The sequence below is a fragment of the Diaphorobacter ruginosibacter genome, assembly GCF_040396215.1.
GTDB lineage: Bacteria > Pseudomonadota > Gammaproteobacteria > Burkholderiales > Burkholderiaceae_C > Diaphorobacter_A > Diaphorobacter_A ruginosibacter_A.
In genome coordinates this window covers 1-18326 of sequence record NZ_JBEBOW010000068.1, presented here as the reverse complement: position 1 = coordinate 18326, position 18326 = coordinate 1, and the positions used below count along the sequence as shown (strand labels likewise).

Annotated in this window: 18 protein-coding genes; 9 read left to right on the top strand and 9 right to left on the bottom strand. The window is 65.9% G+C overall.

From position 1 onward, the window contains the following. Window positions 1-182 precede the first annotated feature (182 nt). The 4 genes from ABWP92_RS10150 to phaR all read right to left on the bottom strand — a co-directional run bounded on the left by ABWP92_RS10150 (window position 183) and on the right by phaR (window position 3806). On the bottom strand, window positions 183-491 hold the full coding sequence (locus tag ABWP92_RS10150) for an ElaB/YgaM/YqjD family protein (protein WP_353235256.1): 309 nt from the start codon (window positions 489-491) through the stop codon (window positions 183-185). A gap of 130 nt (window positions 492-621) precedes the next feature. Beyond that, complete coding sequence (adhP, locus tag ABWP92_RS10145) at window positions 622-1650, bottom strand: alcohol dehydrogenase AdhP (RefSeq protein WP_353235255.1); 1029 nt, start codon at window positions 1648-1650, stop codon at window positions 622-624. A 169-nt stretch (window positions 1651-1819) separates the two neighbouring features. Further along, window positions 1820-3211, bottom strand: a complete 1392-nt coding sequence (rimO, locus tag ABWP92_RS10140) for a 30S ribosomal protein S12 methylthiotransferase RimO (protein WP_353235254.1) — start codon at window positions 3209-3211, stop codon at window positions 1820-1822. 58 nt (window positions 3212-3269) lie between these two features. Continuing rightward, on the bottom strand, window positions 3270-3806 hold the full coding sequence (gene phaR / locus ABWP92_RS10135) for a polyhydroxyalkanoate synthesis repressor PhaR (RefSeq protein ID WP_353235253.1): 537 nt from the start codon (window positions 3804-3806) through the stop codon (window positions 3270-3272). A 300-nt stretch (window positions 3807-4106) separates the two neighbouring features. Here phaR and ABWP92_RS10130 point away from each other — a divergent pair, with 300 nt between their 5' ends. Then, the gene (locus ABWP92_RS10130; RefSeq protein ID WP_353235252.1) at window positions 4107-5315 is read left to right on the top strand and encodes a multidrug effflux MFS transporter; all 1209 of its coding nucleotides are present in this window, start codon (window positions 4107-4109) and stop codon (window positions 5313-5315) included. 27 nt (window positions 5316-5342) lie between these two features. Here ABWP92_RS10130 and ABWP92_RS10125 read toward each other — a convergent pair whose 3' ends face one another. The 3 genes from ABWP92_RS10125 to ABWP92_RS10115 form a co-directional block, all read right to left on the bottom strand. Continuing rightward, on the bottom strand, window positions 5343-6008 hold the full coding sequence (locus tag ABWP92_RS10125) for a nitroreductase (RefSeq protein ID WP_353235251.1): 666 nt from the start codon (window positions 6006-6008) through the stop codon (window positions 5343-5345). 193 nt (window positions 6009-6201) lie between these two features. Then, entirely contained in the window at window positions 6202-7029 is an 828-nt protein-coding gene (gene cysE, locus ABWP92_RS10120; RefSeq protein WP_353235250.1) for a serine O-acetyltransferase, read from the bottom strand. 39 nt (window positions 7030-7068) lie between these two features. Next, window positions 7069-7833 (bottom strand): RNA methyltransferase, encoded by a 765-nt coding sequence (locus tag ABWP92_RS10115; protein WP_353235249.1) that lies wholly within the window; start codon window positions 7831-7833, stop codon window positions 7069-7071. Window positions 7834-8062: 229 nt separating this feature from the next. Here ABWP92_RS10115 and ABWP92_RS10110 point away from each other — a divergent pair, with 229 nt between their 5' ends. Next, entirely contained in the window at window positions 8063-8983 is a 921-nt protein-coding gene (locus tag ABWP92_RS10110) for an inositol monophosphatase family protein (protein ID WP_353235248.1), read from the top strand. Between the two features lie 115 nt (window positions 8984-9098). On the opposite strand, the gene ABWP92_RS10105 is transcribed toward ABWP92_RS10110, so the two are convergent. Then, window positions 9099-9791 (bottom strand): TehB-like domain-containing protein, encoded by a 693-nt coding sequence (locus ABWP92_RS10105; protein ID WP_353235247.1) that lies wholly within the window; start codon window positions 9789-9791, stop codon window positions 9099-9101. A gap of 72 nt (window positions 9792-9863) precedes the next feature. Then, entirely contained in the window at window positions 9864-10577 is a 714-nt protein-coding gene (locus tag ABWP92_RS10100; protein WP_353235246.1) for a Crp/Fnr family transcriptional regulator, read from the bottom strand. Window positions 10578-10627: 50 nt separating this feature from the next. On the opposite strand from ABWP92_RS10100, the gene ABWP92_RS10095 reads away from it, so the two are divergent. The 7 genes from ABWP92_RS10095 to ABWP92_RS10065 all read left to right on the top strand — a co-directional run. After that, the gene (locus ABWP92_RS10095; RefSeq protein ID WP_353235245.1) at window positions 10628-11665 is read left to right on the top strand and encodes an ABC transporter substrate-binding protein; all 1038 of its coding nucleotides are present in this window, start codon (window positions 10628-10630) and stop codon (window positions 11663-11665) included. Next, entirely contained in the window at window positions 11662-12450 is a 789-nt protein-coding gene (locus tag ABWP92_RS10090) for an ABC transporter permease (RefSeq protein ID WP_353235244.1), read from the top strand. The genes ABWP92_RS10095 and ABWP92_RS10090 overlap by 4 nt, the downstream gene beginning before the upstream one ends. Then, a complete protein-coding gene (locus ABWP92_RS10085; RefSeq protein ID WP_353235243.1) occupies window positions 12443-13120 on the top strand; it encodes an ABC transporter ATP-binding protein in 678 nt (225 codons plus the stop codon). Before ABWP92_RS10090 ends, ABWP92_RS10085 begins: the two co-directional genes overlap by 8 nt. Further along, complete coding sequence (locus tag ABWP92_RS10080) at window positions 13117-13557, top strand: CopD family copper resistance protein (protein ID WP_353235242.1); 441 nt, start codon at window positions 13117-13119, stop codon at window positions 13555-13557. Before ABWP92_RS10085 ends, ABWP92_RS10080 begins: the two co-directional genes overlap by 4 nt. Before the next feature lie 55 nt (window positions 13558-13612). Then, window positions 13613-15679: a TonB-dependent receptor family protein gene (locus ABWP92_RS10075; RefSeq protein WP_353235241.1), complete on the top strand. Its 2067-nt coding sequence runs from the start codon at window positions 13613-13615 to the stop codon at window positions 15677-15679. Window positions 15680-15795: 116 nt separating this feature from the next. Beyond that, window positions 15796-17646: a gamma-glutamyltransferase family protein gene (locus ABWP92_RS10070; RefSeq protein ID WP_353235240.1), complete on the top strand. Its 1851-nt coding sequence runs from the start codon at window positions 15796-15798 to the stop codon at window positions 17644-17646. Window positions 17647-17674: 28 nt separating this feature from the next. Then, a partial coding sequence (locus tag ABWP92_RS10065) for an Ldh family oxidoreductase (RefSeq protein WP_353235239.1) occupies window positions 17675-18326 on the top strand: 652 nt, incomplete at its 3' end.

Here is an 18326-nt window from a genome sequence, read left to right as displayed (position 1 = left end):
CTATCGCGCCAGGACGATAGATCTCAAGGCAATGGAAGCATCCGCACACCTCGCTGGCTTCGATCTCTGTCCGATGGTGAATGCTGTGCGCGTGGGCCTTGATGATGTTCATGAAGTACTTGCATAGGCCGGCGTAAAAAAGCCCTCTCGAAGAGGGCTGCCGTGGCCGGAATTCCAGCGTCTCAGCGCCGTCCCAGCAGGAACCCCAGTACAACGCCTGCCGCCAACGCTCCGCCGACGACATTCCAAGGCTCATCCCGCACGTAGTTATCGGCGACTCGCACAGCCTTGCGCGCCTGATGCCTTGCCTCATGGACGGCGTCGAGAGCGGATTCCTGGATGTCGCTCAGTCCCTCATCGAGACGCTTGCGCAATTGATGCACTTCCGGAATCTTGTCCAGCTCGGCATTCGACAGCAGATCGCGCAAATCACTCACTGCCTTTTCCATGCCTTCCTGGGCGCTGACAACCTTTGCTCTTCCGAATCCCATGCTTCTTCCTTTCGAACGTCAAGTTGCAAAGGGCAAGCATACCCCACTCTTCCTTGGTCATGCCAGCCGGCCCTTGAAAGAAAGGCTTCCCGAGGGAAGCCTTCCTGCCTTGCGCCACCCATTCAGACCGTCACAGATTCATGTCCAGCACGATCCTGCCCTCGATCTGGCCCTTGCGCATGCGGGCAAAGATGTCGTTGATGTTTTCGAGCCTGTCGGCGGTCACCGTTGCCTTGACCTTGCCCATCGCCGCGAAGTCCAGCGCCTCCTGCAGATCCAGCCGTGTTCCCACGATGGAGCCGCGCACCGTTACGCCGTCAAGCACCATGTTGAAAATCGGCAGCGGGAAATCTCCAGGCGGCAATCCATTGAGCGAGACGGTGCCGCCGCGGCGCACCATGCCCAGCGCCTGCTCGAACGCCTTGGGGGAGACCGCCGTCACCAGCGCGCCATGCGCGCCGCCGATTTCCTTTTTCAGATAGGCAGCCGGGTCGGTCTTCATGGCATTGACCGTGACGGCCGCGCCCAGGCGCCGCGCGAAGTCGAGCTTGCCATCATCCACGTCGACGGCAGCCACGTTCAGGCCCATGGCCTTGGCGTACTGAACGGCCATGTGGCCCAGTCCGCCGATCCCCGAGATCACCACCCAGTTGCCGGGCCGGGTATCGGTGACCTTCAAGCCCTTGTATACAGTCACGCCCGCGCACAGCACCGGAGCGATTTCAATGAAGTCCGCCGAGCCGGGCAGATGGCCCACGAAATTGGCGTCCGCAAGCGCATATTCGGCGAAGCCCCCGTTGACCGAGTAACCGGTGTTCTTCTGCTGCTCGCATAGCGTCTCCCATCCGCCCAGGCAATGTTCGCAATGGCCGCAGGCGCTATAGAGCCATGGCACTCCGACGCGGTCGCCCTCCTTCACATGGGTGACACCCGCCCCCACGGCAACGACATGGCCTGCGCCTTCGTGGCCGGGAATGAATGGCGGATGGGGCTTGACCGGCCAATCGCCCTGGGCTGCGTGCAGGTCGGTGTGGCAGACGCCACAGGCTTCGATCTTGACAAGCACAAAGCCCGGGTCGGGGCGGGGAACGGCGACCTCCTCGATGACGAGTGGCTTGCCGAACTCATGGACGACAGCCGCCTTCATGGTTTTGCTCATATGCGCCCTTTCGGTTGGAAAACTTCAGACAGGCAACCAGCATTACATTGACACAATAGCTATTTTTTGAGTTACATCACCATCAATCAAACAAATATCCCACAAGAAAAAAGCGATGCACGCAAAAACGTGCATCGCCTCATGGCATGGCCGCCGGGGAGTCTGGAGCCTATACAGGCACCGCCACCAGGTCATGCCCTTGCGTGCCGACGACGCGCGCCTTCACGAAGTCGCCTACCTTGTAGCTCTTGCTGATCTTCTCCGGCGGCAGCAGATGCACGACCGCGTCGATTTCGGGAGCATCCGCATAGCTGCGGCCCACGCCGCCCTTCTTGCCCAGAGCGATCGACTTGTCGGCCAACACCTGCACGGTCTGGCCGACGCGGCGCTGCAGGCGGGCGATCGACACTTCCTCGGCCACGGCCATGAAACGCGAGCGGCGCTCCTCGCGCACTTGCAGCGGCAGCATTCCCGGCAGCTCATTGGCGGCCGCGCCTTCCACGTCGCTGTAGGCGAAGCAGCCGGCGCGATCGATCTGGGCCTCACGAATGAAATCCAGAAGATGCTGGAATTCTTCTTCCGTCTCGCCAGGAAAGCCCGCAATGAAAGTGCTGCGGATCACCAGCTCCGGGCAGATTTCGCGCCAGCGTTGGATGCGCTCGAGATTGCGCTCGCCGCTGGCGGGCCGCTTCATGCGCTTGAGCACGTCAGGGTGGCTATGCTGCAGCGGCACGTCCAGATACGGCAGCACGCTGCCGGTGGCCATGAGCGGAATGACTTCATCGACGCTGGGGTATGGATAAACATAGTGCAGGCGCACCCATGCGCCATAGGGTCTGGCGATTTCACCCAGCGTCTGCACCAGCTCCAGCATGCGCGTCTTGACCGGCTTGCCATCCCAGAAGCCGGTGCGGTACTTCACGTCCACGCCATAGGCGGACGTATCCTGGCTGATGACCAGCAGCTCCTTCACACCGCCCTCGAACAGGGCCTTCGCCTCTTTCAGCACATCGCCCACGGGGCGCGACACCAGGTCTCCGCGCATCGACGGGATGATGCAGAACGTACAGCGGTGATTGCAGCCCTCGCTGATCTTCAGATAGGCATAGTGCTTGGGCGTGAGCTTGATGCCCGCCTCGCCGAAGGCGCCGGGCACCAGGTCGATGAAAGGGTCGTGCGGCTTGGGCAAATGGGTATGGACCGCGTTCATCACCTCCTGCGTGGCGTGCGGTCCGGTCACGGCGAGCACGCTGGGGTGCACCTCGCGCACGAAGTTGTCGCCTTCCTTGCCGGCCTTGGCGCCCAGGCAGCCGGTGACGATCACCTTGCCGTTTTCAGCCAGCGCCTCTCCAATGGTGTCCAGGCTCTCCTTGACCGCATCGTCGATGAAACCGCAGGTATTGACGATCACCAGATCGGCGCCCTGGAAGGTCTTGGATGTTTCGTAGCCCTCCGCGCTCAGTTGCGTGAGGATCAGTTCGCTGTCGGTCAGTGCCTTGGGGCATCCCAGGCTCACAAAGCCGACCTTGGGTGTTTTCGTGGGGGAGAGTGCGTCGCTCATCCCGCTATTGTCCCAGTTCTGCCGCCATCCCCCGCGGCAGTGGGAATTTGGGGATATTTCAGCGCTTGATGCCGAATGCGCCGAGCATCTGCTCGGTCTGCTTTTGCATCTGCTCCTGCATCTGCGCGAGCATGGCCTGCGACTGTTCCATGTAGCTGCCCATCATCCCTTTGTAAACGGGCGACTGGGGGCTCATGAACTGCGTCCACATTTCCGGCGTGAAGCCCTTTGCCTGTTGTGCCAGCTGGTTCTGCAGATCCGTGAAAGCCTGGACGTTCTTCTCCAGATACGAGCCCATGAAGCCCTGCATGGCGTGGCCGTAGAAGCGGATGATGTTGGCCAGCACCGCTTCGCTGAACATCGGCGCGCCGCCCGCCTCCTCTTCCAGGATGATCTGCAGGAGAATGCTGCGCGTGAGGTCTTCGCCGGATTTGGCATCGCGCACGATGACCGTTTCGCCGCCCACGACCAACTCCTTGACTTCCATCAACGTGATATAGGTCGACGTGGATGTGTCGTAAAGGCGTCGGTTCGGATACTTCTTGATCACGCGCCGCGATGTCGATTTTTCGGGCGTCTGATTCTCTTCCTGCACAAGCGGCTCCTAGGGGAAATTTCGATGGATCGGTCGATGATCGGGTGACGCGGCAACCACATGCCGAAGCCCGATTCTAGGCAGTGGCGAACAATAACCCTCGCAGGGTTTCCCTGATGCCTGTCCGAAAAGAGAGCCGGGCAGCGTGCGAGCCGTCCCCTGCCCGCTGCGATAACCCCATTTGCCCATTCATGAAGCATCCGGACTAGACTGCGCCCTCTCATCCACATGGGCGCCCGGCGCCCGATCCCTTGCAGCGCCAGATCGTGATGGAGCCCGGCGCTGAACACCTCGCCCTCGATGCAATCTCCGGTACTTCTCACGCTGCTTTTCGCCCTGTGCACCATGATCGGTCCGCTGGGCATCGACACCTACCTGCCGTCTTTCCATGCCATCGCGCAGGAGTTCGATGTAGGGCCCGCAGCGGTTCAGCAAACGCTCAGCGCCTATGTGCTCGCCATGGCCGTGACCATGCTGTTCTACGGCACGCTGAGCGACACCTTCGGGCGCAAGCGCGTGCTGATGGCATCCGCCATCGGCTATGGCGTCACTTCGTTTCTGGCGGCATTCGCGCCCAACATCACCATGCTGGTACTGGCGCGGTTTCTCCAGGGGCTTTGCGCCGGCTCGGGCATGGTGATCGTACGCGCCATGGTGCAGGACAAATACCACGGCGCCGACGCCCAGCGCCAGATGGCCATGGTGATGATGGTCTTCGGCCTCGCGCCAGCGCTCGCGCCGATCTTCGGCGGCTGGCTGCAGACCCATGGCGGCTGGCGCGCGACGTTCTACTTTCTCTGCGCATTCGGTGCGGCCCTCGCGCTCATGCTCTGGCGCTTTCTGCCCGAGACGCTGCCGCGCGAACGCCGCTCGCCGCTGAAGGTCGGCGTGATCGCAGCCAACTACGTGCAGGCGCTCTCCAACCGCAAGTTCCGCTGGATGATTCTCGGCCTGGGCCTCATGGCGGGAGCCAATTCGGTGTATATCAGCTCCGCCGCCGAATTCATCATGACGGTGCTCGGCATGGACGCCACGTCGCTGGGCTGGCTGTTCATTCCGCTGATTGCCGGAACGATGATGGGCTCGGCCATCTCCGGCACCTTCGCCAGGCGCATTCCGCTGCGCGTCCAGAAGATGATCGGCTTCGGTTGCCTGCTGCTCGCCTGCTTCTCCAACGTGCTCTACAACAGTTTCACCAGCCACCCGGCCGTGCCCTGGGCGGTGATGCCGATCACCCTCTACACCCTGGGCATCTCGCTGCTCATGCCCATCTTCACGCTGGAGGCGATGGGGCAGTTTCCGCAAATGCGCGGGCTGGCGTCCTCATTGCAAGGCTTCACGCAGATGATGGTGTTCACGCTGATGTCCAGCCTGATCGTGCCGCACCTCTTTCACAGCGCCCTGCTGCTTGCGATCGGGCAAAGCGTCACCGTGGTGCTGGGCATTGCGATCTGGACCTGGGCCTCGCGCGGGATCGCGCCCGCGCCCGGACTCGAGCGCGCACGGTAGAAGAGCAAGAGAGCAGCGGGAAGGAGACTAGAACCCGCGCATCTGGGCCCATTCGCCGAAGGGCGCCCTGTCCGCTCTCAGCGTATTGATGGATGCGTCCCGGTCTTCATAACCCAGCGCAATCCCGTAGGCCACGCGGTACGGATCGGGCACTTCGAGCAGGCTCTCGACGGTATCGGCAAAACGCCTCCAGTAGCCCTGCGGGCAGGTCGCCATGCCTCGCTCCGTGGCCAGCAGCATGAAGGACTGCAGATAGATACCCAGGTCCACCCACTGCGCGTAGCCCATGCGCTCGTCGACGAACACGAACACGCCGACCGGCGCGCCGAAGAATTGCCCGTTCCTGGCCATCTGCTCGAGCCGCGCGGCCTTGTTCTCGCGCGGGATGCCGATGGTGCGATAGAGATCCTCGCCGTTCTTGAAGCGGCGCGTGCGATACGGCTCCCAGAGGTTGGGCGGGTAGGACGTCCCGAAACCAGCGCCCTCTTCTTGGGGCTGCGCCCCTTCCATGGCGGCGGTCAGCCGCTCGAGCGGCTCACCCGCGAGCGCGATGATCCTCCATGGCTGCAGATTGCCGCCGGACGCCGCCAGCGCGGCGTCGGAGATGAGTTTTTCGACATCGGCGGCCTGGGGAACGCGCGACAAATAGGCGCGAACCGAACGGCGCTCGCGCATGGCCTGACTGACATTCATTGGATGCAAACCCCTGAAGGATGAAGGCAAGGAAGGAAAGGGAAGAACGGCGCGCAAGGCCGCCCGCCTGGCGGGAGCACTGCGCGGCCAACGCATGAATATACGCAAATGCCGCGCGGCCTGCAGGACGGCACACGACCCGCGAGCTGCGCGGCATGGAATGGGCCATGGAGGTCCGGCTATCCGCGCCGCCTCATTTGCCGACGAGGTCGCTGAGCTTCTTCGCCTCGAAACTCTCCCTCTTGGCGGCATCGCACGGAACGCAATCACCTACCTCCCTGGGCGCGGCGGTGCTGAGCTTTTCAATGCTCTGCCACAACAGCGCGATCTGGCGCTCCTGCGCGGCCGTGTGCTCGATCAGGCTGCGCATGGCCTGCGAGAGCGGGTCGTCCTGCTGCTGCTCTATGCCGTAGGCGGAAAACGGCGCGGGGCTGGCCGATGCGGCAGCGCTCGGCGCCACGCTGGCTGCCGCGGGCGCTTCGGTCACGTCCGCGCTCTGGCCGGCCTTGGAGGGAATGATGCGCGCGGGAATACCCACGGCCGTTGCTCCGGGCGGCACCGGCTTGATGACCACGGCGTTGCTGCCGATCTTGGCGCCATCGCCCACTTCAAAGCCGCCAAGCACCTTGGCGCCGGCGCTCACCACCACGTCCCTTCCAAGCGTCGGATGACGCTTGGTGCCTTTGTAGAGCGACGTGCCGCCCAGCGTCACGCCTTGATAGATCGTGCAGCCGTCGCCGATCTCCGCCGTCTCGCCGACCACGACGCCCATCGCATGGTCGAAGAACACGCGGTCGCCGATCTTCGCGCCGGGATGGATCTCGATGCCGGTGAGCCAGCGCGAGAAATTCGAGATGAACCGCCCCAGCCATTTGAAACCGTGGTTCCAACACCAATGCCCGGGACGATGCAGCCAGATGGCATGCAGGCCTGGGTAGCACGTGATCACTTCCCAGGTGCTGCGTGCAGCCGGGTCGCGCTCAAGAATGCACTGGATATCGGATCGCAGGCGGTCAAACATGAAAAATGAATATCTTTGGATGAAAAAGGAACTTGCAGTCTAGCCGTTTGTCCTTGCGGCCTGGATCATCGCCTTGGCAACACCGCGAAGGATGTGGATTTCCTCCTGCGTGAGTTGCGCGCGGTTGAACATCTGGTTTAGGCGCGGCATCAGCTTCCTGGGCGCGGCGGGGTCGAGAAAGCCGATGTCCGCGAGCGCTTTCTCCCAGTGCTCCAGCATGCCCGCCACCTGCGCGGCGTCGGCGCGGTCAGCGGGCGGCGTGGCCTCGCGCACGGCGAACCCGCCCAGGGCCTCGCGCCAGTCATAGGCAATCACCTGGACGGCGGACGCCAGATTGAGCGAGCCGAACCCGGGGTTGGTGGGAATCGACAGCGCCACATCGCAGCGGTAGACGTCCTCATTGGACATGCCGAAACGCTCGCAGCCAAAGAGGAAGGCCACGCCGGTTTCATTGGGAGCATCGCCCGGATGCGCGCCTGGCGCGTTGAGCCTGCCGCCGAGCAGCAGATCGAAATGCTCGCGCGGCGTGCGCGTGGGCGGCCCGAAGTCGCGCGGCGTCATGGCGGTGGCGCACAGGTGGCTCATCCCCTCGAGCGCCTCATCGAGCGTATCGACGATGCGGCAATGCTCCAGCACATCAAGCGCACCGCTCGCGCGCTGAATGGTTTCCTCCTTGCGCAGCACGTTGGGCCAGCGCGGAGCAACCAGCACCAGCTCATCGAAACCCATGGTCTTGAGCGCGCGCGCGGCCGCGCCCACATTGCCGGCATGGCTGGTATTGATGAGGATGAAACGGGTCTTCATGGCTTTCAATCGGGTATGTCGGACGGCGGCCGGGATCGGCCGGTGCGAAAACCCTCCATTGTCGCCGCTTTGCCGGGCATCCGATGCCCCCGGGCGCTGCAGCGCGGGAACATCCCTTTTCCATGGCGCGTGCGGAATTCGCCCAATGGCGATAGAATTTCGCCTTTGCGCGTCCGCATCGCCGGGCGCAACACGGCGAATCCTGCCGGGCCGCTCCTCCACACAATCCATGTCGACCTCTACCCTGCACCCCATGCTCAACGTGGCCATCAAGGCTGCGCGCGCCGCTGGCGCCATCATCAACCGAGCCGCCCTCGACGTCGAGGCCGTGCGTGTCTCGCAAAAGCAGCTCAATGATTTCGTGACCGAGGTCGACGTGGCGAGTGAACGCGCCATTATCGAAACCCTTCTGACCGCCTATCCGCAGCACGGCATCCTGGCCGAGGAGTCGGGCAACGAGTACGGCTCCAAGACCTCGGAGTTCGTCTGGATCATCGATCCGCTGGACGGCACCACCAACTTCATCCACGGCTTTCCGGTCTATTGCGTGAGCATCGCGCTCGCCGTGCGCGGCAAGATCGAGCAGGCTGTCGTGTATGACCCGACCCGCAACGACCTCTTCACCGCCACCCGGGGCCGCGGCGCGTTCCTCAACGAACGCCGCATCCGCGTGAGCAAGCGCACCCGCATGGGCGAATGCCTGATTTCCACGGGCTTTCCGTTCCGTCCCGGCGACAACTTCCAGAACTACCTCACGCTGATGGGCGACGTGATGCAGCGCTGCGCGGGCCTGCGCCGCCCGGGCGCGGCGGCGCTCGACCTGGCCTACGTGGCCGCGGGCTTCACCGATGCGTTCTTCGAGACCGGCCTCTCCATCTGGGACGTGGCCGCTGGCTCGCTGCTGGTGACCGAGGCCGGGGGCCTGGTCGGCAACTTCACGGGCGAGGCCGACTTCCTCGAGCAGCGCGAATGCCTCGCGGGCAACCCGCGCATCTATGGCCAGATGGTCTCCATCATCGGCAAGTACAGCAAGTTCGCGCCCGCGGGCGAAAAGGCGGCGCTGCGCCAGGCCGGCATCGATGCCGACAACGCAACGCAGGAGCAAGCCAGCGGCGCGTCAGCAGGTGACGCCGGATCATCCAGGGACTGACGGCACCGGATAGGGTCGGCGCTCCAGCGCCTGTCTCACGCATAGGCGGCCTCGGCGCCGCACCCGCACCCAAGAAGGCAGCCCGGAAACCGGCTGCCTTTTTTACAACGCGGGCTCACGCATCGCCCTGCCTGTAGAAAGTGATCTGAAGGGAGCCCGGCTTCACGAACGTCACATGGTGCGGAACCTGGGGCTCCACCACCAGTTGGTCGCCCGCCTCCAGCAAAATGGTGCGCGGCGGCTCGATGTCCAGCGTGAACACCAGCGAGCCGCCATGCACGCGCAACAGTCCCCAGGCTCCGGCCTTGATGGTGTGCGTGGACTGCAGCGCTGCGGGAAGCTTGTCGTGCGTGAACAAAGGCGATGTCTTGTAGCTCTCCAGGCCCTGCGGCACTTCGCGCAGCCAGACGCTGTCCGGCGCCTGCTTCTGGTAGTGTTCCCACAGGCGCGCCGCGATGCGCTCGGCCATGCCATCCACCAGGGCCTGCAGCGCGGGCAGGTTCTGCTCTGCCGTCGTCTGTCGGAACAACGCCAGCCAGCGCTCGAAATGGGCCCAGCTCAAGTCGGGCAGCCGGGCATGCTTGGGCATGGGCGCGCCCGAAAAGCCCTCTTGCCTGAGCACCAGCCAGGACCAGAAATCGACCAGGGTCTGCAAGTGCTCGTCCCAATCGTGGACATGGGCGTCGAAGACCGGCCCCAGCAGCGGATCCTCCCGGACCTGGCCATAGAAGGTATGCACCAGATGCCGGATGTCCTCCACGGAGATCGCGGCATCGGTCGTCGATGGTTCTGGATGTGAGTCGCTCATGCGGGGCATTGTTCGGGCAAGGCAGCGCGCAGTCCAATGATGTTTGTCAAGACCCACACCGCCTGCCGCCCATCAGAAAGCGCGCTCCGCCGCATGCGCCAGCTGCTGGAGATAGCCATGGTCGATGATGCGCCATTCGCGGCCGCGCCCGGCCACGACGCCCCGTGCCTGCCAGTCGCCCAGCAGCCGGCTCAGGGTTTCGGCGCGCACGCCCTGCCGTGCGGCCAACTGGCGCTGGTTGAGGGGAAGCAGCAGGCTGTCGCCCTGGCGCTCGCCGAGCTTGAGCAGATAGCGCGCGAGCCGCTGCGGCGCGGTGCTGGCGGTCAGCCACTCCACTTCGTTGACGTGCTGGTACACGGTGGTGCTCATCATCGCCAGAAGGCGCATCGCCAGCGGCGCGCTGCGCCCGCACGCGCGGGTGAGCGGCTCGCGCGCCAGCCGCAGGCACACGGTGCCCGCGCGCGCGCGGGCATTCATGGGATAGCGCCCGTGGGGCATGAACATCGCGGCAATCGCCACCAGGCGCCCGGGACCGAACACGTTGAAGATGCGGTCCTCGCCATCGAGGCCGAAGCGCAGCACCTCTACCTCGCCTTGCAGCACCAGGTAATAGCAGGCCGCCGATGCGCCTTCGCGGAACAGGAACTCCTCGTCCTGAAACGCGCAGCAGGCGGAGCCTTCGGTGATCCCGGCCATCTCCTGCTCCGGCACATCGGCGAACAACGACAGTTCGCGCAGGCGCTGCATTCCCAGCACCTGCATCTCGGGTGAGTTGACTTTTGTCATTTGGGAAGACGGGGGATTGGCTGCAACATAACTGAATGATAACAATTCTCATGTACGATTTGCAGCAATGGGCCATGGCTGCGAAGGATCGTTTGCGCTCCGTCCTGGGCAGGCTGTCCCGCCCCGTGCTGGCGGCGGCGGGGGGATGCGCATTGTGCGCCGCCGCGTCCGCCGCCCCCGCCGTGGACAAGCTGACGCTGGGCGGCCCCGGCGCCGTGGTCAGCTATCCCCTGATGCACATGGTGGAAACCGGGGCGCTCAAGCCCTATGCCGCCAAGGTCGAATTCCGGCTCTGGGAGACGCACGACCAGCTCAGCTCGCTGCTGGCGCACAAGAAGCTGGATTTCACGGCCACGCCCACGACGCTGCCCGCGCTGCTGGCCAACCGGGGCCAGAAGACGCGGCTGCTCAGCGTCTCCGTGTGGGGTCTGGTGTGGCTGGTCAGCACCGACCCGGCGGTCAAGGGCTTTGGCGATCTCGCGGGGCAGGAGTTGCTGTCGCCCTTCCAGCATGATCTGGGCGACGTGCTGATCGACACGCTGCTGACCGCTCAGGACCCTGACGGCAAGGCTCCCGTGCGGGTGCGCCGCACACGCAGCGGCCAGGACGCCATCGCGCTGATGCTCTCCGGCCAGGGCAAGCACGTCGTGCTCGCCGAGCCCGCCGCCTCGCTGCTGCTGTGGCGCGGCGCCAGCCAGGGCAAGGGCGCGCCGCTGCACCGGGTGCAAAGCCTGGAAGAAGCGTGGCCGCAATACTTTCCCCACCAGCCCAGCCTGCCCCAGGCCGGACTGATGGCCAACGCCACCGTGGCGGACGATCTGGAGCTGTCGCGCGCGGTGGAAAAAGCGTATGCCGCATCCGCCGCCTGGTGCAAATCGCATGCACCGGACTGCGCGCAAGTGGCCCACAAGTATCTGCCCCACATGCCGGTGGACGCGCTGCGGCAGGCCATCGAAGTCACCCGCCTGGAAAGCCGCCCCGCCACGGAGGTGCGCACCGAGCTGGAAGCGCTGTACACGCTCTTGAAGACCAGGCACCCCAAGGCCATCGGCAACAAGCTGCCCGAGGCAGGTTTCTACGGGCCATGATGGACGACGCCCCTTCTCCCCGCGAGTCGGCGCGCACCTCCCGCGCGTGGGCGCTGGCGGGGCTGGCGGCCATCGTGCTGGCGTGGCAGCTCACCGCGCAGCGGCTGGGTCCGCTGCTCATGGCGACACCGCTCGACGCATTGCGGGCCATCGGCCCCCTGCTGGACAGCGGGCGCTTCTTTCCCGCCGCGGCGGCCAGCCTGATGCGCGCGGCCATCGGCATCAGCCTGGGCTGCACATGCGGCTTCGCCCTGGGCCTGCTGGCCGCGCACAGCCCGCGCCTGCGCGGCGCGCTGGAGCCGCTGCGCTGGCTGCTGATGGCGATTCCCTCGGTGGTCGTGGTGCTGCTGGCGATGCTGTGGTTCGGCCTCGGCTCGGCCATGGTGATCTTTCTGGCCGCGCTGATGACCGCGCCCGGCCTCTACGTCAACACCGTCAAGGGCATGGCGCAGGTGGACCGGCAGTTGCTGGAGATGACCCACGTCTACCGTTTCGGCTTCTGGCTGCGGCTGCGCCATCTGTATGTGCCGGCCCTCACCGCGCCCTTGAGCGCCGCGCTGCTGATCGCCGTCAATGGCGGCGTGCGCCTGGTGGTCATGGCCGAAGTGCTGGGCGCCGACAGCGGCGTGGGCCACGCGCTGGCCAATGCCCGCGCCACGTTCGACAGCTCGGAGCTGTACGCCTGGGTGCTGATGATCCTGGCCTTCGTCGGACTGCTGGAGCTGGCACTGATCCAGCCGCTGCAACGCCGCCTGGGCCGCTGGCAGGAGGTGCGCCATGCTTGAGATGCGCGAGCTCACACTCCGCCTGGGCGGGCGCACGGTACTGGAGCGCATCGCCCTGCGCCTGCTGCCCGGCGAGCGCGTGGGCCTCGTCGGCGCGAGCGGCGCGGGCAAGAGCTCGCTGCTGCGGCTGGCGTGCAGTCTGCAGAAGCCATCCAGCGGCCATGTCGGCAATGGCTTTGCGCGCACGGCCCTGCTGTTCCAGGAGCCGCGCCTGCTGCCCTGGCGGCGCGTGCTCGACAACCTGATGCTGCCCCTTTGCGCAGCGGGCATTCCCCACGAGCAGGCGCGGCTTCGGGCGCTGCAATGGCTGGAGCGGGTGGAGCTTGAAGCCTCCATCGCACAGTCATGGCCGCGTGAGTTGTCCGGCGGCATGGCCCAGCGCGTGTCCCTGGCCCGGGCGCTCTCCATGGAGCCCGATCTGCTGCTTCTGGACGAGCCCTTCAGCGCACTCGACCCCGCCCTGCGCCAGCGCATGGCGCGCCTGTGCGCAGGCAGCCTGGACGCGCGCGGCGCCGCCATGCTCTGCGTGAGCCACCACCCGCAGGAACTGGCCGCCATGGTCAGTCGCTGCTGGGAGGTGCGCGACGCGCAGGTGCGGCCCCGCGCCATGGAAAGCCTCTCCTCACTCATTTCCAACGATATGCCGGCCTCCCGGCAAACCACCCCATGACCTACCCCGTTTTACTCACCATCCATCTGTTTGCCGCGCTGTTCTTCATCGGCACGGTGTTCTTCGAGGTACTGATGCTCGAAGGCATCCGCAAGAAAATCCCCAGGGAAGTGATGCGCCAGGTGGAAATCGCCATCGGCAACCGCGCGCGCCGGATCATGCCCTGGGTGCTGCTCGCCTTGTTCAGCGCCGGCATCGGCATGGCCCTCACCCGCTACAGCGGACTGCTGGCCGCGCCGCTGCAGAGCCACTTCGCCCTGATGCTGTGGCTCAAGATCGCCCTGGCCACCAGCGTGTTCGGCCACTTCCTCACCGCCATGACCCTGCGCCGCAAGGGCAAGCTGCACAGCGGGCATTTCCGCGTCATTCACCTCAGCGTGTTCACCCACATGGTCGCCATCGTGCTGCTGGCCAAGTGGATGTTCTACGCGGGCTAGGCCCATCCCCGCCGCATCGCTTCCTCACCATCCCTTTGACCCATCGAGCATCACCATGCCTGAGCCAACCTTCAAATATTCACCCCTGCTTCTCGCCCTGCTGGCCTGTCCCGTATCGGGCTGGGCGCAATCCGCCGACTCATCCACCCTGCCCACGGTCACTGTGAGCGGCGAGCACGAAACCGGCTCCCCCCTGGCCCCCAGCTACCGGCAGGCGCGCCAGCGCCTTGAGCAGACGCCCGGCGGCGTGAACCTGATCGCGCCGCAGGAGAAAGTGCGCCTTCAGACCCTGCAGGACGCCCTGGGCCTGCAGCCGGGCCTGGTGATACAGGAGTTCTTCGGCGGTCAGGACCAGCCCCGGCTGAACATTCGAGGCTCGGGCATCCAGAGCAACCCCGTCAATCGCGGAGTGCTGCTGCTGCAGGACGGCCTGCCGCTGAACGAAGCCGACGGCTCCTTCGTCATCAGCACGCTGGAGCCACGCAACAGCTCGCTGGTGGCCGTCCGGCGCGGCAGCAATGCGCTGCACCCCGGAGCCAGCACACTCGGCGGCGAGCTGGACTTTCAGTCCGTGACAGGCGGCGACAGCAACCGCATCGACGTGGGCGCCGGCAGCTTCGGCCGCAAGAGTCTCTCGGCCGGCATCGGCGCGCAGGGCGAATCCTGGGACGGCCGCATCTTCGCCAGCCATGACGAGGCCGACGGCTACCGCCACCACTCCGCCTCCCGGCGCAGCAGCCTGCATGCGAACGCGGGCTGGCGCTCGGGCGACGTCGAGAACCGGACCTACCTGTCCTATACCGACCTGCATTTCCAGATCCCCAACGTCATCCCCAAGGCCCGCCTGCAAAGCGATCCCCGCAGCGTGATGGGCGACTATGGCACCCCGCTCGACCAGGCCAACAACATCTATGTGCGCGACCCCAACCGCGACACCCAGCAGTTGCGCATCGCCAACCGCACGCACTGGGGCAGCGAGGAGCTGAACCACACCGTGGGCGTGTACTGGCAGAGCATCGACGACACCTTCACCTCGCCCGCCATGTCCACCCCCACCAAGGGCCACACCCTGGGGATGCAATGGGTCAGCGCCGGCAAGGCGGGCGCGCTGTCCTACCAGGCCGGCCTGCATTGGGCGAAGAGCGACATGGACCGCGACATGCGCTCCGTCAGCGCCACGGGCGAGCGCCTGCCCGCTGCCGCCAGCTATGACCTGCAGGCGGAAAACCGCAGCGCCAATCTCGGCCTGAACTGGGCCCTCAACCCGGCATGGTCGCTGGTGGGCGACCTGCGCTATGTGCAATCCATCCGCGACGCCCGCAACACCCTCTCCGGGACCGAACTCAACCAGCAATGGAACGCGGCCTCGCCCAAGATCGGCGTGCTCTGGCAGGCCGCCTGCCGCACCCAGCTGTTCGCCAACGTCAGCCGCAGCAGCGAAGCCCCCACCTATTGGGAAATACTCTCCGGCACGACGATGACGCCGCTGAAACTGCAGCGCGCCTGGACCGTCGAAGCCGGCGCGCGCGGCAGCTTCGGCGAAGGCCGCGAGGCGGGCGAATGGTCGCTCAGCGTCTATCGCAGCTCGGTGCGCGACGAGCTGATGGAAGTCTTCAACGACGCCGGCACGGCATCAGGCACCTTCAACTACAGCGACAAGACGACCCACCAGGGCGTGGAACTGGGCGCGCGCGGCCGCTGGCCCGTGGGCTCCGCCACGCTGGAATACCAGGGCGCCTACACCTTCAGCGATTTCCGCTTCCGGGGCGGCGAATACGCGGGCAACCGCATCGCGGGCGTGCCGCGCCACCTGATCGCCGCCGAGCTCATGCTCCGCCAGGGCGCATGGAGCGCCGGGCCCACGCTGCGCTGGCAGCCGGTCAAGACGCAGACCAACCACGCCAACGTCTCCGGCACCGAGCAGGACGGCTACGCACTGCTGGGCCTGCGCGTGACCTACCAGCCCAGCAAGCAGTGGCAGGCCTACGTGACGGTGGACAACCTCACGGACCGCACCTACGCCAGCGCGTTCGTGATCCGGGGCACCGGCACGGCGGTCATGCCCACCTTCCTGTCGGGCAACGGCCGCAGCATCAACGCCGGGCTGACCTACCGGTTCTGACAAGGCGCGCGCCGCCCGGCTGGCCGCCGGGCGCACGAAACGCGCGGGCTCGCTTGGGAGCCGCGGTTGAATACCTTAGGATGCACCCATCATCCCGCAGAATCCAAGGAGTCAACATGGCCAGCCCCGCTCTGCCTCAATCCCGACGGCTGCTGCTTCCAGCGGCTTCCGCCGCGACTCTCGTGCTGGGGGCCTGCTCCGGCACACCGTCTCTCAAGCTGGACCCGGCCACGCAGCCCGAGGGCTCGTCCGGCTATACGGAAAAGCCCGGCTGGGCCACGTCCAAATTCGCGGTGGCGGCGGCCAACCCGCTGGCGACCGAGGCGGGCTACAAAGTCCTCCAGGCGGGCGGCAGCGCGGTCGATGCGGCCATCGCGGTACAGATGGTGCTCTCCCTGGTGGAGCCGCAGTCGAGCGGCGTGGCGGGCGGCGCCTTCCTGCTGCATGCATCGGGCGGCAAGGTGCAAGCCTACGACGGCCGCGAAGTCGCTCCCGCCTCGGCCACGGAGAACCTGTTCATCGGCGCTGACGGCAAGCCCATGCCGTTCATCGAGGCCGTGGTCGGAGGGCGCTCCGTGGGCGTGCCCGGCGCGGTCCGCATGCTGGAGCTGGCGCACAAGGAGCACGGCAAGCTGCCCTGGGCCAAACTCTTCGAGCCGGCCATCGCCCTGGCGGAGGACGGCTTCAAGGTCAGCCCGCGCCTGAACACCTTGCTGTCCAACGAGAAATACCTGGCCAGCGATCCCGCCGCCCGCGCCTACTTCTTCGACGCCGACGGCAAGCCCTGGCCCGTCGGCCACGTGCTCAGGAATCCCGAACTCGCCAAGGTGCTGCGCGGCATCGCCAGAAACGGCTCCAAGGCGCTGCTCGAAGGCGAAGTGGCGCGGGCCATCGTCGACAAGGTGAACAGCCACCCCACCAACCCGGGCCGCATGACGATGGCGGACCTGGCCAACTATCAGCCCCGCAAGCGCGAAGCGTTCTGCACCGACTATCAGATCTCGTCGCGCACCTACCGCATGTGCGGCTTTCCGCCGCCAAGCTCCGGCGCCATCGCCATCGCGCAGATACTGGGCATCCTCAAGAACACCGACGCCACCGCGATGCAACTGCAGGATGGCCTCGCCGGGCCGGGCGATCCCAAGGGTCCACTGCCCGGCGCCGACTGGCTGTACCTCTATGCCGAAGCATCGCGCCTGGCGTTCGCCGACCGCAACCTGTACGTTGCCGACCCGGACTTTGTCCAACCTCCCGCGGGCAGCTGGCACAGCCTCGTCGATCCCGGCTATCTCGCCCGCCGGGCCGCGCTGATCGGCCCCAGGAGCATGAACGTGGCTCGGCCCGGAACGCCCGGCATGGCAAAGACCAGCTACGCGCCGATGCCCGGCCAGATCGAACACGGCACCAGCCACATCAGCGTGGTGGACGCCATGGGCAACGCGGTGGCCATGACGACCACCATCGAGGATCAGTTCGGCTCGCGCCAGATGGTCAAGGGCTTCCTGCTCAACAACGAACTCACGGATTTCAGCTTCACGCCCCGGGACGCGAGCGGCGCAGCGATCGCCAACCGCGTGGAGCCCGGCAAGCGGCCGCGCTCATCCATGGCTCCGACCCTGGTTTTCGACAAGAGCAGCGGCCAGTTGCTGATGAGCGGCGGCAGCCCCGGGGGCGCCATGATCATCCACTACACCGGCAAGCTGCTCTATGGCATCTTCAACTGGGGGCTGACGCCGCAGCAGGCCATCAACCTGCCCAACTTCGGCTCGCTGAACGGGCCGACGCTGCTGGAGGAACAGCGCTTCCCCGAATCCACCGTCTCGGCGCTGCGCGAGCGCGGCGCGCAAGTGCGCGAGATGAATCTGACCAGTGGCCTGCAAGCCATCACCCGCGCGGAAATCCACGGCAGGCAGATGTGGCTGGGCGGCGCCGATCCACGGCGCGAAGGCGTGGTGATGGGTGACTGAGCCATCCCGCAGGAGCCACAATCACAGCATGTCGTCATCACCCGATCCCACCGGCCACGGCGAGTCCTCGCTCTCGCCCGCCCACGTTCACGTTCCATTCGAGCAACTGCGCCGCATTCTCCAGTCCATACTGGAGCGCAACGGCGCGAGCACGCGCGTGGCGGCCATTCTGGCCGACAACTGCGCATCGGCGCAGCGCGACGGCGCCGCGAGCCACGGCGTATTCCGCATCCCCGGTTATGTCTCCACGCTGAGGAGCGGGTGGGTGGATGGCCGGGCGATTCCAGTGGTCGAGGACAAGGCCCCCGGCTTCATCGCAGTCGATGCGGCCAACGGCTTCGCGCAGCCCGCCCTCCTCGCCGCGCGCGAGGCCTTCATCGCCAAGACGCGCGCGAACGGCATCGCCCTCATGGCGATCCGCCGCTCGCACCACTTCGCCGCGCTCTGGCCCGACGTGGAGCCGCTCGCACGCGAGGGACTCGTCGCGCTCACCGTGGTCAACAGCATGGCCTGCGTGGTGCCCAGCGGCGGCCACAAGGCGCTGTTCGGCACCAATCCCATCGCCTTTGCCGCGCCACGGGAAAAAGGCGAGCCCGTCGTGTTCGACCTGGCCACCAGCGCCATCGCGCACGGCGACATCCAGATCGCCGCGCGCGCCGGCCGGGAGGTTCCGCACGGCT

Coding starts and splice junctions, on each gene's coding strand:
- ABWP92_RS10150 (WP_353235256.1), bottom strand. CDS start 491: ATGGGATTCGGAAGAGCAAAGGTTGTCAGCGCCCAGGAAGGCATGGAA.
- adhP (WP_353235255.1), bottom strand. CDS start 1,650: ATGAGCAAAACCATGAAGGCGGCTGTCGTCCATGAGTTCGGCAAGCCA.
- rimO (WP_353235254.1), bottom strand. CDS start 3,211: ATGAGCGACGCACTCTCCCCCACGAAAACACCCAAGGTCGGCTTTGTG.
- ABWP92_RS10130 (WP_353235252.1), top strand. CDS start 4,107: ATGCAATCTCCGGTACTTCTCACGCTGCTTTTCGCCCTGTGCACCATG.
- ABWP92_RS10125 (WP_353235251.1), bottom strand. CDS start 6,008: ATGAATGTCAGTCAGGCCATGCGCGAGCGCCGTTCGGTTCGCGCCTAT.
- cysE (WP_353235250.1), bottom strand. CDS start 7,029: ATGTTTGACCGCCTGCGATCCGATATCCAGTGCATTCTTGAGCGCGAC.
- ABWP92_RS10115 (WP_353235249.1), bottom strand. CDS start 7,833: ATGAAGACCCGTTTCATCCTCATCAATACCAGCCATGCCGGCAATGTG.
- ABWP92_RS10110 (WP_353235248.1), top strand. CDS start 8,063: ATGTCGACCTCTACCCTGCACCCCATGCTCAACGTGGCCATCAAGGCT.
- ABWP92_RS10105 (WP_353235247.1), bottom strand. CDS start 9,791: ATGAGCGACTCACATCCAGAACCATCGACGACCGATGCCGCGATCTCC.
- ABWP92_RS10100 (WP_353235246.1), bottom strand. CDS start 10,577: ATGACAAAAGTCAACTCACCCGAGATGCAGGTGCTGGGAATGCAGCGC.
- ABWP92_RS10095 (WP_353235245.1), top strand. CDS start 10,628: ATGTACGATTTGCAGCAATGGGCCATGGCTGCGAAGGATCGTTTGCGC.
- ABWP92_RS10090 (WP_353235244.1), top strand. CDS start 11,662: ATGATGGACGACGCCCCTTCTCCCCGCGAGTCGGCGCGCACCTCCCGC.
- ABWP92_RS10085 (WP_353235243.1), top strand. CDS start 12,443: ATGCTTGAGATGCGCGAGCTCACACTCCGCCTGGGCGGGCGCACGGTA.
- ABWP92_RS10080 (WP_353235242.1), top strand. CDS start 13,117: ATGACCTACCCCGTTTTACTCACCATCCATCTGTTTGCCGCGCTGTTC.
- ABWP92_RS10075 (WP_353235241.1), top strand. CDS start 13,613: ATGCCTGAGCCAACCTTCAAATATTCACCCCTGCTTCTCGCCCTGCTG.
- ABWP92_RS10070 (WP_353235240.1), top strand. CDS start 15,796: ATGGCCAGCCCCGCTCTGCCTCAATCCCGACGGCTGCTGCTTCCAGCG.